The sequence below is a fragment of the Kitasatospora sp. NPDC048296 genome (assembly GCF_043201815.1).
GTDB lineage: Bacteria > Actinomycetota > Actinomycetes > Streptomycetales > Streptomycetaceae > Kitasatospora.
Genome location: NZ_JBICZB010000006.1, coordinates 122,124 through 138,085, shown reverse-complemented (window position 1 = coordinate 138,085; position 15,962 = coordinate 122,124). Strand labels below are relative to the sequence as shown.

The 15,962-nt window shown below is 71.4% G+C and carries 6 protein-coding genes; 2 read left to right on the top strand and 4 right to left on the bottom strand.

Annotated features, from left to right (window positions below; translation table 11 throughout):
• Positions 1–23: 23 nt before the first annotated feature.
• The 3 genes from ACGF12_RS07050 to ACGF12_RS07040 form a co-directional block, all read right to left on the bottom strand.
• Entirely contained in the window at positions 24–1,310 is a 1,287-nt protein-coding gene (locus ACGF12_RS07050) for an NYN domain-containing protein (RefSeq protein WP_393026657.1), read from the bottom strand.
• A 276-nt stretch (positions 1,311–1,586) separates the two neighbouring features.
• Positions 1,587–2,615 (bottom strand): aspartate-semialdehyde dehydrogenase, encoded by a 1,029-nt coding sequence (locus ACGF12_RS07045; RefSeq protein ID WP_393026654.1) that lies wholly within the window; start codon positions 2,613–2,615, stop codon positions 1,587–1,589.
• A gap of 114 nt (positions 2,616–2,729) precedes the next feature.
• Complete coding sequence (locus ACGF12_RS07040; protein ID WP_393026651.1) at positions 2,730–3,617, bottom strand: dihydrodipicolinate synthase family protein; 888 nt, start codon at positions 3,615–3,617, stop codon at positions 2,730–2,732.
• A gap of 71 nt (positions 3,618–3,688) precedes the next feature.
• Between ACGF12_RS07040 and ACGF12_RS07035 the strand changes: the two genes are divergently transcribed.
• Positions 3,689–4,576, top strand: a complete 888-nt coding sequence (locus ACGF12_RS07035) for a LysR family transcriptional regulator (RefSeq protein ID WP_387620463.1) — start codon at positions 3,689–3,691, stop codon at positions 4,574–4,576.
• Between the two features lie 91 nt (positions 4,577–4,667).
• Here ACGF12_RS07035 and ACGF12_RS07030 read toward each other — a convergent pair whose 3' ends face one another.
• Positions 4,668–8,285: a ricin-type beta-trefoil lectin domain protein gene (locus ACGF12_RS07030; RefSeq protein ID WP_393026647.1), complete on the bottom strand. Its 3,618-nt coding sequence runs from the start codon at positions 8,283–8,285 to the stop codon at positions 4,668–4,670.
• A gap of 550 nt (positions 8,286–8,835) precedes the next feature.
• Between ACGF12_RS07030 and ACGF12_RS07025 the strand changes: the two genes are divergently transcribed.
• A complete protein-coding gene (locus ACGF12_RS07025) occupies positions 8,836–15,627 on the top strand; it encodes an RHS repeat-associated core domain-containing protein (RefSeq protein WP_393026644.1) in 6,792 nt (2,263 codons plus the stop codon).
• Positions 15,628–15,962: the final 335 nt, after the last annotated feature.

Sequence of the window (15,962 nt, the reverse complement as noted above, 5' to 3'; positions counted from 1 at the left end):
TTCGGCCCGGTCGTGCACCGGCCTCAGTCGTCCACGACCATGGAGCCGCCGGGCACCCGGGCCGCGAGTTCCTTCCAGAAGCCCGCCCGGATGGCGTAGCGGTCGTGCTCGTCGATCTGGTCGTCCTTGTGCGCGAGCAGCCCGAAGCGGGCCGCGTAGCGCAGCAGCTCGCCGTCGACCCGGTGCGGGATGCGCGGGTAGTCGGGCCAGAGCAGGGTGAGCCGTTCGAGGTCGCCGAGCCGGTCGCTCCAGCGCCGGGCGAAGACCTGCCCGACTTCGTGGGCGTCGCCGCCGATGGAGGTGATGTCCTCCTCCCGGTCGGCCCAGCGCTGCTCGGCGGTGGTCAGCTGGGCCAGGGTCGGCAGGCCGTCCCCGGCGGTGACGGACGGCTCCGGTGCGGGCCGGTCCACCCAGCCCCGGTCGGAGGACCACCGCAGCACCGGCCCGCCCGCCGCGTGTCCGGCGGCGGTGCCGTTGGCGTGTCCGTTGGCGGTGCCGTTGGTGTGCCCGTTGGCCGCCGGGGTGGTCGGCGTGACGGCGGAGACCCGTCCGGCGAGGTCCTTGGGGGTGGGCACCACCCGCAGTGCCGCGGCGGGCTGCGACCCCCCGTTCGCGGCGGGCGCCTCGGGCTCCGGGGCTCCGGCGGCGGGCCGGGCGCCCGGCGGCACCACCGTCGGCAGCGAGGCGGGCGGGGCGGCCAGGATCTTGGCGATCTCCTGCCGGGCGCCGCCGGCCCCGGGCGCGGGGAACACGCTGGAGCTGTCCCGCAGCGAGAAGGACCCCTCGATCCACTCGCGGTCCAGCACCCGCCGCTCGTCGGCCTCGCCGACCAGGTCCTCGGACTGGTTGAAGTCCCCGTCGGCGGCCTGCAGCGCCCACAGGTGCACGGCCACCCCGTGCTCCTTGGCGGTCATCATCCCGGGCAGCAGGTCCCCGTCGCCGGTGATCAGTACGACGTCCGCGCAGGCCCGGTTGCGGGCGAGTTCGGAGAGTTCGGCGTGCATCGCGGCGTCGACGCCCTTCTGCACCCAGCGCCCCTCGGCCCGGGTGAGGGCGCCCAGCCGTACGGTGACCCGGGGCAGGACGCGCAGCCGCCGGTGCTCGGGCATCGGGCGGCGGTCGGGGGCCGCGTCGAACCAGTAGATCCGCAGCAGGGGCAGCCCGGTCTCGTCCTCGGCGCGCTCGCGCAGGGCGCTGATCAGCGCGGTGTGGTTCACGGTGACCTTCGAGCGGGACGGGTCACCGGCGAGCAGGCTGGCGGCGGCGCCCAGCAGGTATCCGGCGTCCACCAGGACGACACAGCGGTCCATCTGCGCACCTCTTTCCGCTCGCCCTCGAAGGTCAGTCAGGGTGGGCGGTCCGCCCGTCGTCCGCGCGTGGTGGGGTGAGGGGCCCCCGTGACCGCCCGATCGTTGGGTCACCTTTTCCCCTTGGTTCGCGCCCCGAACCTCGGCAGATGTCCCGGTCCCGCAACAGCCGCCCCAATGAGTCGCAAAGAAACACGAAGGCGGGCCCCGTTCAACGACGGGGCCCGCCAAACGTCACGGACGGTTGGTCCCGGTCGAGCCTTCGGGCTCGGCCGGGTGTCAGCCCTTGAGCTCCGCGGCGACCAGCTCGGCCAGCTGGACGGCGTTGAGCGCGGCGCCCTTGCGCAGGTTGTCGTTGGAGACGAACAGCGACAGGCCGTTCTCCACGGTCTCGTCCACCCTGATGCGGCCGACGTAGCTCGGGTCCTGGCCGGCCGCCTGGAGCGGGGTCGGGATCTCGGACAGCTCGACGCCGGGGGCGCCGGTGAGCAGCTCGACGGCGCGCTCGGTGCTGATCGGGCGCTCGAAGCGGGCGTTGATCTGCAGCGAGTGGCCGGAGAAGACCGGTACGCGCACGCAGGTGCCGGAGACCTTCAGAGCGGGAATGCCGAGGATCTTGCGGCTCTCGTGGCGGAGCTTCTGCTCCTCGTCGGTCTCGTTGGAGCCGTCCTCCACGATGGAGCCGGCCAGCGGCACCACGTTGAAGGCGATCGGCCGCCGGTAGACCTTGGGCTCGGGGAACTCGACGGCGCCGCCGTCGTGGGCGAGCGCGGCGGCGCCGTCCACGACCTTGGCGGCCTGGTCCTGCAGCTCGGCGACGCCGGCCACGCCGCTGCCGGAGACGGCCTGGTAGGTGGAGACGACGAGGGCGGCGAGCCCGGCCTCCTCGTGCAGCGGGCGCAGCACGGGCATGGCGGCCATGGTGGTGCAGTTCGGGTTGGCGATGATGCCCTTGGGGCGGTCGGCGACGGCCTCGGGGTTGACCTCGGAGACGACCAGCGGGACCTCGGGGTCGCGGCGCCAGGCGGAGGAGTTGTCGATGACGACGGCACCGGCCGCGGCCACCTTGGGGGCCAGGGCCTTGGAGGTGGAGCCGCCGGCCGAGAAGATCACGATGTCCAGGCCGGTGTAGTCGGCCGTGGCCGCGTCCTCGACGGTGATCTCGGTGCCCTGCCAGGGCAGCGTGCGCCCGGCCGAGCGCGCCGAGGCGAACAGCCGCAGCTGCTCCACCGGAAAGTTGCGCTCCGCCAGGATCTCGCGGACCACGCCGCCGACCTGGCCGGTGGCCCCGACAATGCCGATCTTCATTCCGACTACTCCTCTGAATGGTGCTGTCTACAGCCGCACTCTGCCCATCATGCCTTGTCACGGGCGTCGTACGACCTGCTGTTCCACGGTGTGAGAGGGGACCCGGACAGGCCGCTACTGGTCCAGACCACTCGTCAGCTCAAGCGCGGCCGCGACCTCCGCCCCGCCCGCCGGCAGCAGCGGCAGCCGGACGTCCGGGGTCGGGATCCGGCCCTGGGCGTGCAGCACGCCCTTGGTCACCGTCGGGTTGGGCGCGGTGAACGCGGACAGCGCCAGAGCGGTCAGCCGGTGCCCGAGCGCCCGGGCCCGCTCCACGTCCCCGGCCCGCCAGGCCTCGTGCAGCTCGACGAAGCGGGCGGTCGCCAGGTGCGCGGAGGCGAGGATGCCGCCGGCCGCGCCGATCGCCAGCATCGGCGCCAGGAAGGCGTCCTCCCCGGTGAGGAACGCGAAGCCCTCGGGGGCGTCGGCGAGCAGCTCGGCGGCCGCCTGGTCCAGCCCGCCGGTCGCGTACTTGACGCCCACGACGCCCTCGATCGCGGCCAGTTCGCGCAGCGCGGCGGTGGAGAGCTGCTGCCCGGTGCGGTACGGGATGTGGTAGACGACCAGCGGCAGCGGGCTGCTCGCGGCCAGCGCCCGGAAGTGCGCGACCGTCCCGGCCTCGCCCGCCCGGACGAAGGACGGCGTGGTCACCAGCGCCGCCGCCCGCGGCACCCGCGCGGCGAGCGCGGCCAGCGCCTCGCCGACGGCCCGGGTGTCGCCGCCGGAGGCGCCGACGATCAGCTGCGCCCCGCGCGCCGCGCAGGCGGCCGCGGCGACGTCCACCACCGCGTCCCGCTCCTCGGCGGTCAGCGCGGCGGGCTCGCCGGTGGTGCCGAGCGCGACCAGCCCGGCCGCCCCGGCGTCCAGGACCTCGTACGCGAGCTTCTCCAGCGCGTCGAGGGCGACCGAACCGTCGGCGGCGAAGGGGGTGATCAGGGGGACGTAGATGCCCTTGAGTTCCATACCGACGATCCTGCGGCCGCGGATAGCGCAGGTCCAGTTCACATTTCTGACGCTTCTCGTAAGCTGAGCCGATGCTCGATGTCCGACGCCTGCGCCTGCTTCGCGAACTCGCCCACCTCGGCACCATCGCCGCCGTCGCCGAGGCGCTGTCCTTCAGCCCTTCGGCGGTGTCCCAGCAGCTGTCCGTCCTGGAGAAGGAGGCGGGCGTCCCGCTGCTGGAGCGCACCGGGCGGCGGGTCACCCTCACCCCGGCCGGCCGCAACCTGGTCCGCCACGCCGAGTCCGTCCTCGCCCTGCTGGAGCAGGCGGGCGCCGAACTCGCCCACGCCAAGCGGGGACTGGCCGGCCCGCTGCGGATCGGCACCTACCCCTCCGCGGCCCGCGCGATCATCCCCGCGGTGCTCGCCGAGCTGGCCTCCTGGCACCCGGGGCTGGAGCCGATGGTCACCGAGGTCGACCCGGCGGCCGTCGGCGCGGCCCTGCGCGCGGGCGAGCTGGACGTCGCGCTGGTCCACGAGTACGACCTCGTCCCGACCGACCCGGAGCCGGGCCTCGCGGTCACCCGCCCGGTCTTCACCGAGCCGATGTACCTGGCCGCCCGTACCCCGGCCACGGTCGCCGAGCAGCGCGGCGCGCCCTGGATCATGTCCCCGCCCGGCACGCTGTGCCACACCATGGCCGTCCGCGCCTGCGAGGCGGCGGGCTTCGCGCCCCGGATCCGGCACCAGATCGACGACTTCACCACGGTGCTGGCACTCGTGGCCGCCGGCCAGGGCGTCGCCCTGGTCCCCCACCTGGGCACGGCCCAGCAGCCACCGGGGGTCGTCCTCACCCGCTTGCCGATGTACCGCCGCACCCGGGCCGCGTTCCGCGCGGGCGCGGGCTCCCACCCGGCCATCTCGGCCTTCGTCTCGGCGCTGCACACGGCGGTGCCACCGGGGCTGGGCAGCGGGTCCTGAATACGTCGGGGCCCGGGTCGCCGCGCGGCGCCCCGGGCCCCGACCCCTTCTCACGGGGTCCGCGACTCAACTGCCGGTCAGGCCACCGGAGTCACGGTGTGCGTTCGGGCTGGAGGGTCCAGCGGACGTTGTCCTGGAGGTTGGGGCAGTCCCAGATGTCGAGCCAGGTGCCCTGTTCGGTGTGCCAGTTGTTCAGTTCGATGCAGCGGCCGGTGTTGGGGTCGCCGTTGGTGATGGTGGCCTGGTTGACGATGCGGCCGTCCGGGCGGGTGGTCCACTTCTGGGTGGGCTTGCCCTCGCAGCGGGCGAGCTGGACGAGGGTGCCGTCGTCCGTGGCCCCGCCGGCGGCGGAGACGCAGTAGGCGCCGACCCGGATGGTGCCGTCGGTGCCGAGGTTGTAGCGCTGGCTGGGGGTGTTCCAGCAGCCGTAGATGCCCAGTTGGGCTCCCTCGCGGGGGCCGTTGATGGCGTCCATGCACTGCCAGGAGGCCAGGTTGGGGTGGAGCGAGGTGCTGGCGTCGGCGTAGCCGATCATGCTGGCGGCGCCGAAGCCGTCGACCTTGCCCGAGGTGGCGGTGCTGCTCTGGCCGGGGTAGACGGTCATGGCGTTGTTGTTGTCGACCGTCCAGAGGTCGGGGTAGCCGTCCGCGTTGATGTCCCCGGCGCCGATGCGCGGGTAGTCGGCCGCGGTCAGCGCGACGCCGGTGTTGAGCTTGATGCCCGCGTCGGGCTTGGTGAGCGCGGTGTAGTCGACGGTGCCGTCCGCCTTCCAGCCGAGCGGGTAGGCGAAGACGTCACCGGTGGTGCGGTTGCGGGCCCACAGGGTGGCCTGGTTGACCTGGCCCGGGTTGGTCTTGTCGGTGCTGGCGGTGGCGCCGTTGGCGGCACCGGGGTTGAGCAGCTCCAGGTCGGTCCAGCTGCCGGAGGCGGTGGGGATCAGCGTCGCGCTGTTGACGTTGTCCGCCAGGCCGTCCGGCGTGTAGAGGTAGAGGTTGTTGTTCTCCAGGGTCAGCAGGGTGGTCTGGGTGGAGATGATCTGCTGGCCCGCGGTGCCGCCGGGCTTGGCTGCGGTGGCCTCGCCCTCGGGGGTGCCGAAGGCGATCACCTGGGAGACGCCGCTCCAGTCGGTGGCGTTGTAGCCGGCACAGGCCGCGCCGCTGCCGTACGTCTTGCAGGAGGACGGACGGGTGAGCGCGATGGGCGTGAGGGTGTCCAGGCGTCCCGCACCGTCGTTCGGGATCAGGTACATCGAGTTCTTCAGGATCGCGGACTTGTCGGCGGCCTTGGCCGGGTTGTTGAAGTGCGCGACGATCTCGTCCACGGCCTGGCCGACGGCGAAGGTGCCGTGGTGGCTGATCTGGAAGTCGGCCCAGGTGGTGCCGTAGTCACGGGCGCCGGGCGCGGCCGCGGCCGGGGCGGCCAGCGAGGTCGACGGGTCGGCGTCGCCGATGACCCGCAGGTCACCGGTCTTGTCGGTGACGACGATGTCGGGCTTCTGGTCGTTGTTCACGTCCCCGAACACCGGCTGGGTGCCGGGCTTCCAGGGCGCGTAGAAGTTGTAGAACGCGGCCTGGCTGTAGTTGCCCGCGACGTCCATCGCCCACGCGTACAGGGTGTTGGTGCCCCACTGGCGCGGCGTATAGGTGTACGGCTGGCCGGGCTTGACGGTGTCGGAGCGGTTGCAGCCCCAGCCGACGACCGGCGTCGGGTCGGTGGTGACGCGGATGCAGGCGACGCCGGAGGCGTACAGGTTCGGGCCGGGGGCCGGGTCGTCGGCGTTGATGGTGAACGTCGCCGAGTCGCCGGCGTACTTGGCCGGGGTCGGGTTCGGGGTGCCGGACGGCGGGAAGTCGGTGGAGCTGATGCTGACGCGCGGCGGGGTCTTGTCGACCCGGAAGTAGCACCAGGCGCTGTTGGGCGAGGTGAGCAGGTTGTCGGTCGAGCGGGCCAGCCAGCCGTACTGGTGGCCGTCGGTCAGTGAGCCGACCGAGGTCGACGGAGCCGGGTTGTTGTACGAGCCACCCCAACCGCCCTGTTCGAGGTGGAAGTTGGGGTCCTGGTCGTCCCACATGACGTAGTCGGTGCGGAGCGGCTGGCCGGCCGGGGAGTAGCTGTTGGCGGTCAGGTAGATGTTCTGGTTGCTGCCGACCCAGCCCGGGTTGTCCCAGGGGTGGGCGCCACCGCTGTTGCACTCGGCCGTGGCCCCGGTGTCGGCGAAGCCGGGGGCGGGGCTGGTGCGCGGGTACCAGATCGTGGGCGTGATGTCGTAGTTGGTGGTGATGCTCGGGTTGCTGCCGATGTAGTGGCGGAAGAGCTTGTTCGACTCACTGTCACTGGGCGCGATGCCGAGGGTCCACCAGGGCCAGTGGCCGGCGGCCGCCTGGTTGATCATGCCGGTGACGTCGACGGACATCGGCCCGGTGCCGGTGATCGGCTGCCCGCCGACGTAGCCGCACCCGCTCATGACCTGGGCGCCGTCGAGGCCGCACGGCTGCGCGTTCCAGTTGGTGTTGCCGTCGATCGGGCTCGGGGCCGAGTAGACGCCGAGGTTGGTCGCGGTGCCCGGGCTGGAGGCGCCGGTGACCTGGGCGTTGAGAGTGGAGGTGTAGAGCGTGGGCGGGACCTCCGCGCCGCCCGGGACGGTGTAGATCGCCGGGTTGATGGTGAACTGGAAGTAGGCGCGCTGGCGGCCCTCGCTACCGCAGTCCTGGCTCGGGTCCGAGCTGTGGTAACCGCAGTAGCCGGTCGCCAGGTTGGACTTGAGGTTGAAGTTCTTCGCGTCCTTGTGGTTCTCCTGGACCTCGACCGAGCTCTGGACGGCGTTGGTGACGGCGATCAGGGTCGGGTCCAGGTACCACGGGCCGGTGCCGGAGCCGAGGGCCGCCGGGTCCGGGGTCAGCTCGATGGCCTCGCTGGTGGCTTTGGTGCCGATCGGAGCGACCTTCGCGCCGTCCCCCGGCGCCTCGGCCGTCGACGGCGCACCCTGCGTGCCGGCGTCCTCGGCGGCCGGAGCGGCGACCGCCTTGCCCGCCTTGGGCGGGGTGGTGGCGGCGGGCTTCGAGGAGTCCCACTGCATCGGCGCGGGAGCCTGGAAGCGCACCTTCCCGCCCTTGTCGTCCTTGACGCTGATGGCGCCCTTGTCATCGGCGGCGACGGTGAGCCCGTTCGCCGCGACGGGGAAGCGCAGGGTCTTCAGCGCCGGGTTGGCCGCCGCCTCGGGCGTCCGCACGACGATCACGTCGCGCCAGCCGCCGACCGTCAGCGCGGTCAGCTGCAGGTCCACGCCGGGCAGCACGTCCGTGTACGTGGCGGTGGCGCCGTTGAGCGTCGGCTTCGGCAGCGCGAACGGGGCACTGACGGCCAGCTTCTTGCCGTCCTCGGTGGTGACGGTGGCCATCGGGCCGGTGCCACCGCCGGAGAACGACACGTCGGTGCCGACCACCGCGGGGGTGACCGTGCCGTTCGGGCCGGCCTTCAGGGTCGGGTCGAGGTCGGCCCACTTACCGTCGCGCTTGGTGCGTACCGGCTGGGCGTTGTCGGTGGTGCTCAGGGTCCCGTTCGGGTTGGCGACGGTCTTCGAGGCCGCGTCGGTCATCGCGTCGACGACGACCGGCTTGCCCGACGACTTCGCCTTGGTGATCGCGTCCACCATCGCCTGCTGCTGCTCCGTGAGCTTCGGGGCGGGCTTGGACGGGGTGAGCGGCGGCAACGGGAACGTGGGGCCGTGTGACGAGCTTGACGGTGAATCCGCCGCGACCGCGGCGGGCGCGGACAGCAGCGCGAGGCCGAGTGCGCCGGTGACGCCTAACGAAGTTAGCCGGATCACTCGTTTGCGTACCGATCGCACCGATCGTGACGGTTTCGCTGATTGAGACGCAATTGGCTTATGGGACATGTCAGTTGACTCTTCCCTCCCTATCGCCGTGCCGCGGTCGACACGACGTTCGGAGGGGAACGATGCGGCCCCCACAGGGAATTGGTCAAACCGGCAGCCGCCTTACCGGGACATGTCCGGAATGGTTCCCGCGCGACCGGTCAAGTCTTTGCAAAGAGCGACGGCCGGCCTCGAAACCTCCTGTCGAACAAGTTCCGAACCTGCCTATCGTCTGCCTCAACATCGGCGCACCTGCGCCTATCTGATGTTCAGTCACTTTCATGTCTCTTCGCGGGGAGGATCAGCCGTGGGGGTTTGGCGTGCTCGGAATCGGACTTCGGGAGCGGGAGGCGGAGGGGGTTCGGGCGGGAGACGATCGCGGCCGGTGCTGTACACGGTCGTCCTCGCACTGGCGGTGTCCGGGTTGGCGGCGCCTCCGGCGGCGGCGTGGACGTTCCCCGCCCCGGAGGGGGAGGTCTGGACCCCCCCGAACACCCCGCTGGGGGCGGCGGCCACGCCTGTCCAGGGGCATGACGCCCAGCCCCCGGGCGCCAAGTCGGCTCCGAAGCCCGCCGCTTGGAAGCCGGAGACGGCACCACCGGTGGTCGCCGGCACGGCTACGGTCGTCGTCGGCGTCGACGGTGCGGGGGCGGAGGCGGCGCGCAAGACGACTGGCGGCGCGGCGCCTGCCTCCGACGGCCAGACCGGCACGAAGGCCGGGAATCTGGCGGTTCGGGTCGCGCCAGGGAACGCGCAGACCGAGGCGGCGCACTCCGTGACCGTTCAGGTGACGGACCCGGGCAAGGGTAAGGCCGCAGGCGTCGGCGGGCCGCTGGTCGCGCTGACCGACGCGGAGGCGCAGCCCCCCGGCGGCCCCGGCCGCGGGGCCCGCGTCACCCTGGACCTGAAGGCGCTGCAGGCCGGCGGTTGGTCGGAGCGCGCAGGGCTGGTCGCACTGCCCGCCTGTGCGCTGACCACGCCGGACAAGCCCGAGTGCCGCACCCAGACCCCGGTCGCTGCCACCAGCGACGGCTCCGGCACGATCACCGCGCAGGTGACCCTGCCGGCGAAGCGGGCCGCCGGAGCGCAGAACCAGACGCAGGCGCAGGACGGCAACGGCGCCGTGAAGGCGTCGTTCACCACCACCGCGACCCCGGCGTCGGTCTCCGACAGCTCTGGCGGCGGCTCGGTGGTCCTGGCTACGACCCCCTCGCCGTCCGGTCCGCTGGGCAACTACACCGCGACCTCGCTGTCCCCCTCGGCGGCCTGGGCCGGCGGCTCCAACGCGGGCAGCTTCAGCTACAACTACCCGATCCAGGTGCCGCCGGCACTCGGTGGTGCGGCTCCGTCCGTCGCGCTGAGCTACAACTCGGCGGACGTGGACGGCAAGACCTCCGCCTCCAACGCCCAGCCCTCATGGGTCGGTGACGGTTGGGGCTACGAGCCCGGCTTCATCGAGCGCAGCTACCGCAGCTGCGACAAGGACGGGATCACCGGCTCCGGCGACCAGTGCTGGGGCGGCCAGAACGCCACCCTCGCCTTCGGCGGCCACTCCGGCCCGATCGTGCGCGACGACGCCACCGGCGTCTGGCACCTCGCCAATGACGACGGCACGAAGGTCGAGCAGTTGACCGGCTCGCCCAAGGGGAGCGGTGACGTCGACTACAACGGCCGCGAGTACTGGCGGATCACCACGCCGGACGGCGTCCAGTACTACTTCGGCGCCAACCACCTTCCGGGTGGCGACGGCACCGACCCGGCCGCCAACTCCGTGCTGACCGTGCCGGTGTACTCGCCCAACAGCGGGGACTCGTGCTACGACGCCGGCAAGGGCAACGGCTCCTGGTGCCAGATGGCGTGGCGCTGGCAGCTCGACTACGTGGTCGACCCGCACAACAACCTGACCACCTACAAGTACGCCACCGAGGGCAACAAGTACCAGCGCGGCCGGATCCAGGGCGGCAGCGCCGGCACCCTCACCGACTACCAGCGGGCCGGCTACCTCCAGGAGATCGACTACGGCCAGCGGCTGAGTGACCAGCTGGCGGCCAAGGGCGCCGGCACCCCGGCCGCGAAGGTCGTCTTCAACACCGCCGAGCGCTGCCTGGCGAGCGGCACGATCACCTGCTCGGAGGACCAGCGCACCACCGCCAACGCGGACGCCTGGCCGGACACGCCGATCGACCAGATCTGCACCGACAACAGCTGCGTCAACGGCGCGCCGACGTTCTTCACCACCAAGCGCCTGACCTCGATCAGCACCCAGATCCAGGTCAACGGCGCGCCGCGTACCGTCGACACCTACAACCTCACCCAGGAGCTCGCCGACCCGGGCGACAGCACCAAGCACCTGCTCCAGCTCGACTCGGTCCAGCGGGTGCCGAGCAACGGCCAGTCGCCGATTTCGGACCTGCCCGCGGTGCAGTTCCAGTACAAGATGCGCGCCAACCGCGTCGACGGCCTCGTCCCGGCCTCGCCGCAGTTCATGCGCCCGCGCATCCAGAGCATCACCACCGAGACCGGCGAGCGCATCGACGTCGTCTACACCGACCCCGAGTGCTCCCGGGCCAACAATCACATGCCGGCCTCCGAGGACACCAACTCCATGGCCTGCATCCCCGTCCACTGGTACCTGCCCGGCCAGTCCGCCAAGGACCCGGTCAGCGACTGGTTCGACAAGCCACTGGTCAAGACCGTCATCGAACAGGACCTGGTCAGCACCCCGGCCGTCGCCCGCAACACCGAGTACACGTACGGCGGCGGCGCCGCCTGGCACCGCAACGACGCCGAGTTCGTCGACCCCAAGGTCCGCACCTGGGACCAGTTCCGCGGCTACCAGACGGTGACCACCACCACCGGCAGCGCCAACCAGGGCGAGGCCCCCAAGACCCAGACACGGACCACCTACCTGCGCGGCATGGTCGGCGACCACCTCGCCGACGGCACCACCCTGCGCACCGTCCCGGACGTGGCGAACCCCCTCGGTGGCACGGTTCCCGACAGCGCCCAGCTGGCCGGCCGGGTCGTGGCCACCGAGACCTTCGACCAGGCCGGCGGCAACGTCACCGCGATATCCGGCGCCACCTACAACGGGCAGCAGAGTTCCGCGACCCACGTCCAGAGCGCGGGCGCGCCGAAGATCTTCGCCTGGCCGCCGGACTCGCAGACCACGGCGATCGCCAAGTCCAAGCTCGCGGACAACAGTTGGCGCACGACCACGACGGTGACGACCACCGAGCCGGCCAACGGCAACCGCGTCATCAAGGTCGACGACCAGGGCGACGGCACCGCCGCCACCCCCGAGACCTGCACCACCATCACCTACGCGACCAGCGACAATCCCATGCTGTTGAGCCTGGCAGCCGAGAAGACCGTCTTCCAGGGCTCCTGCGGCGGAACCGCCACCGCAGCCAACACCCTCTCGGCCACCCGGACGCTCTACGACGGCAGGCCGTCCAAGCAGGCCGGCACCACCGGTGACCCGACCAGCTCCCAGGCCCTCGACCAGTTCGACGCCTCCGGCAACCCCGTCTACGCCCAGACCGGCAGCGGCACCTTCGACGCCTACGGGCGCTCGCTCACCACCGCGACCACCGACGGCTCGACCTACGACCGGGGCGGCTCCCAGCTGAGCACCCCTTCGGTCACGCCCGCCGTCACCACCACCACGCTGAACCCGGCCTCGGGCCAGCTGCCGACCGAGGTCCGCACCACCGGCCCGCTGGGCTCCGGCTGGACCAGCGTCTCCACCCACGACCCGGCCCGTGGCTCGCCGCTGACCAGCACCGACGTCAACGGCCGCGTCACCACCGCCCAGTACGACCCGCTCGGCCGCATCACCGCGGTCTGGGCGCCCGACCGGCCCACCACCGACCTGCCGAGCAAGCGGTACACCTACGGCCTGTACGGCGCCAAGGCGCCGTCCACCGTGAAGACCGAGTCGCTCAACGACGACGCCTCCACCTTCTCGGCAAGCATCGCGATCTACGACGGCCTCGGCCGCCCCCGCCAGATCCAGAGCACCAGCGCAGCCAAGCCCACCGGGCGGCTGATCACCGACACCGTGTACGACACGCACGGCTGGGTGATCAAAACCTCCGCCCCGTACTACGAGCAGACCTCCTTCCCCACCGAGGCGATCTTCGTCCCGACGGCCGACGGGCAGGTCCCCGGCCAGACCTGGAACACCTACGACGGCAACGGGCGCGTCGTTCGCGCGGAGTTCCGCTCCAACGGCAACCTCCAGTGGGCCAGCACCACCGCCTACCCCGGCGCCGACCGCGTCGACACCACCCCGCCCAACGGCGGCACCGCGACCTCGACCGTCACCGACGCCCGCGGCCGCACCACCGCCACCTGGCGGTACAGGACGCCCAGCCCGACCGGCAACCCGGCCGACGCGGACGTCACCGGCTACGCATTCACCCCCGGTGGCCTGACCGCGTCCCGGACCGACAGCAGCGGCAACACCTGGACCTACGGCTACGACCTGCGCGGCCGCCAGACCTCGATGTCCGACCCGGACACCGGCACCACCAAGACGTTCTACGACGCCCAGGGGCGCATCGACCACACCGTCGATGCCGGAAACAGCACCATCGCCTACACATACGACCTGCTCAATCGCAGGACCGGCAGCTACAGCGGCAGCGTCACGCCCGCCAACCAACTGGCCTCCTGGACGTACGACACGCTCGCCAAGGGCCAGCCCACCTCGTCCACCCGGTACGTGGACGGGGCGAACGGCGCCGCCTACACCAAGGCCGTCACCGGCTACGACACCGCCTACCGCCCGCAGGGCAGCTCCATCACCATCCCGTCCGCGGAGGGAGCGCTCGCCGGCACCTACACCACGGGCTTCACCTACAGCGGGGTGCTCGGCGTCCTCAAGGGGACGGACATCCCGGCCTCCGGCGGCCTGCCGGCCGAATCGGTCAGCTACGGCCACACCATCACGGGCCTCCTGACCTCGGCCGCCAGCCTCAACAAGGCCGTCGTCGCCCAGGTCGCCTACGACGCCTTGGCCCGCCCGGTCCGCACGACCGTCGGCCCGTACGGCACCCAGGTCGTCGCCACCCAGCAGTACGACTGGGCGACCGGACGGCTCATCAACAACTTCGTCGACCGGCAGAGCGGCACCGTCTCCGCCGACCAGACCAGCTACACCTACACCCAGGCCGGCCAGCTCACCTCAGCGACGGACATCCAGGACGCGGCGGCGACCGACACCCAGTGCTTCACCTACGACTACCTGAGCCGCCTCACCGGCGCGTGGACGGACACCGGCGGCACGCAGACCACCGCCGACTGGACCGACTCCTCCGGCACCACGCACGGCACCGGCAGCTCCACCACCGTCCCCGGCGTCGGCACCTGCAACAACGCCACCGGCCCGGCGACGGTCAGCCCCGGCGGACGCACCATCGGCGGCCCAGCCCCCTACTGGAACACCTACAGCTACGACGCCACCGGAAACCGGACCGGCCTCGTCCAGCACGACATCACCGGCAACAGCCTCAACGACACCACCACCACCCAGACCTTCGGAGCCGCCAAGACCACCAACACCCCCACCACCACCGCCGACGGCGGCACCGGCGGACCCCACGCCCTGCTCACCTCCACCACCACCGGCCCGGCCGGCACCAAGGCCGTCAGCTACCAGTACGACGCCAAGGGCAACACCACCGCCATCACCGACACCGGCGGCACCACCACCCTGACCTGGAACGGCGAGGACAAGCTCGACTCCCTCACCAAGACCGGCCAGGCCGGACCCACCCGCTACCTCTACGACGCCGACGGCAACCAGCTCATCCGCCGCAACCCCGGCAAGACCACGCTCAACCTGCCCACCGACGAACTCACCCTCGACACGGCCAGCGGCACCACGAGCAACGTCCGCTCCCTCGCCGCCCCCGGCGGCCTGACCTACACCCGCGTCACCGCGCCCATCGGCGGCGGCACCGTCCTGATCCAGGCGGCCGACCCGCACGGTACCAACGGTGTCCAGATCGGCACCGACCCGGCGATGACCGTCACCCGCCGACCCACCGACCCGTTCGGGAACCCGCGAGGCACCCAGCCCGCGGCAGGCCAATGGGCCGGCACCAAGGGCTTCATCGGCGGCAGCAAGGACGACACCACCGGCCTCACCAACCTCGGCGCCCGCGAGTACGACCCGACCACCGGCCGTTTCGTCAGCCCCGACCCGATCCTCGACCAGGCCGATCCCCAGCAGTGGAACGGCTACGCCTACAGCGACAACAACCCCGTCAACCTCGCCGACCCCAGCGGCCTGCACCCAGAAGGCACTTGTGGCGGCTTCGGCCCCTGCCAGACCCCGGATGGCCGGAACGTCCAGGAGACCTGGACCTCGAACCACGGCGTCTGGACCGACACCATCCGCAAATCGCGCCCGTCCTACCGGCCTCCGGCACGGAACTCGGGCATCGGCATCCCTTCCCTCAAGAAGTGGTGGCCCGAGCCCGAGCAGACGGACGACCCCTGCCCGGCGGGTAAGAAGGTCTGCGACATATCCAACTCGCTCGCCGAAACCGTTCAGGTCTGCGCGGAGGTCGGGTGCGGGGTCTACAGCGTGACGAACTACCCCCACAACAACGACAGCTCTCACGACATCCTCCGTGCGTGGCTGCTCAACGCCTGGGACAACCCCGACGTGGTGAACTTCGGCGCGGGCGACCCGCTGCTGATGGACCTCACCAAGACGGACGAGGTCCACGACCTCACGTCGAAGCTACTCACGAAATACAAGAAGGAGGGAGACAAGGCGATCGGCAAGGATCTCACGACCCCGTACGAGGACGTGGGGCCGGTCGACAACTTCGTCGGACACATGGTCGGAATCGGCTCCGACGTTCTCGGCACGCTGACCAACGGGCACGTCGGCTCCCCTGAGGCCAAGGCCGTCCTCGGATCGTTCGTCGTGCATGGCACGATTGACAGCGTCGAGTCGGCGCGGAACGGATACCGCATCGTGAACATGCACCTCAGGGTGGACAACGACTGGAACTGGAACTCGGCGACCAAGGTCCTCCCCCCTGACTGGTACCCGACCATCCCGACTCCCAGTGGCCTCGGATGGAATCCCGGAAAGCCGATAACCGGCCACTTCGAGTGGGGATACCGGACCATCCTCTCCCCGACCGGAGACTGATCCCCTCCCGACAGGACGGACCTCGGCCGTCGAGCCTCCTCGGCAGCCGAGGCCCGTCCGTCGGCGGAGACATATCCGCCGGTTGACTGCGGCCGTCCCGGTCGAATCACCATGTGGCCGTCGACCACCAAGGCGCGCCGCCGGACGTCCCCCTGGTCGGCGGGTCCAGGGATACGACCACGACAAGCCCGCCGCCTGCTGTGGAGCAAGGCATCGGACCGCTCATCGCCCGCCGCGGCGTCGCCCGCGACCCAGGCCTCGGCCACACCCGCTGATGACTGAAAGGACCTTCGCCTTGCTCCATCACTTCAAGCACATCCGCATCAGCTACGAGC

Bases quoted from the DNA above. Each gene is read 5' to 3' on its own strand.
- ACGF12_RS07050 (WP_393026657.1), bottom strand. From the start codon at position 1,310: ATGGACCGCTGTGTCGTCCTGGTGGACGCCGGATACCTGCTGGGCGCC.
- ACGF12_RS07040 (WP_393026651.1), bottom strand. From the start codon at position 3,617: ATGGAACTCAAGGGCATCTACGTCCCCCTGATCACCCCCTTCGCCGCC.
- ACGF12_RS07045 (WP_393026654.1), bottom strand. From the start codon at position 2,615: ATGAAGATCGGCATTGTCGGGGCCACCGGCCAGGTCGGCGGCGTGGTC.
- ACGF12_RS07035 (WP_387620463.1), top strand. From the start codon at position 3,689: ATGCTCGATGTCCGACGCCTGCGCCTGCTTCGCGAACTCGCCCACCTC.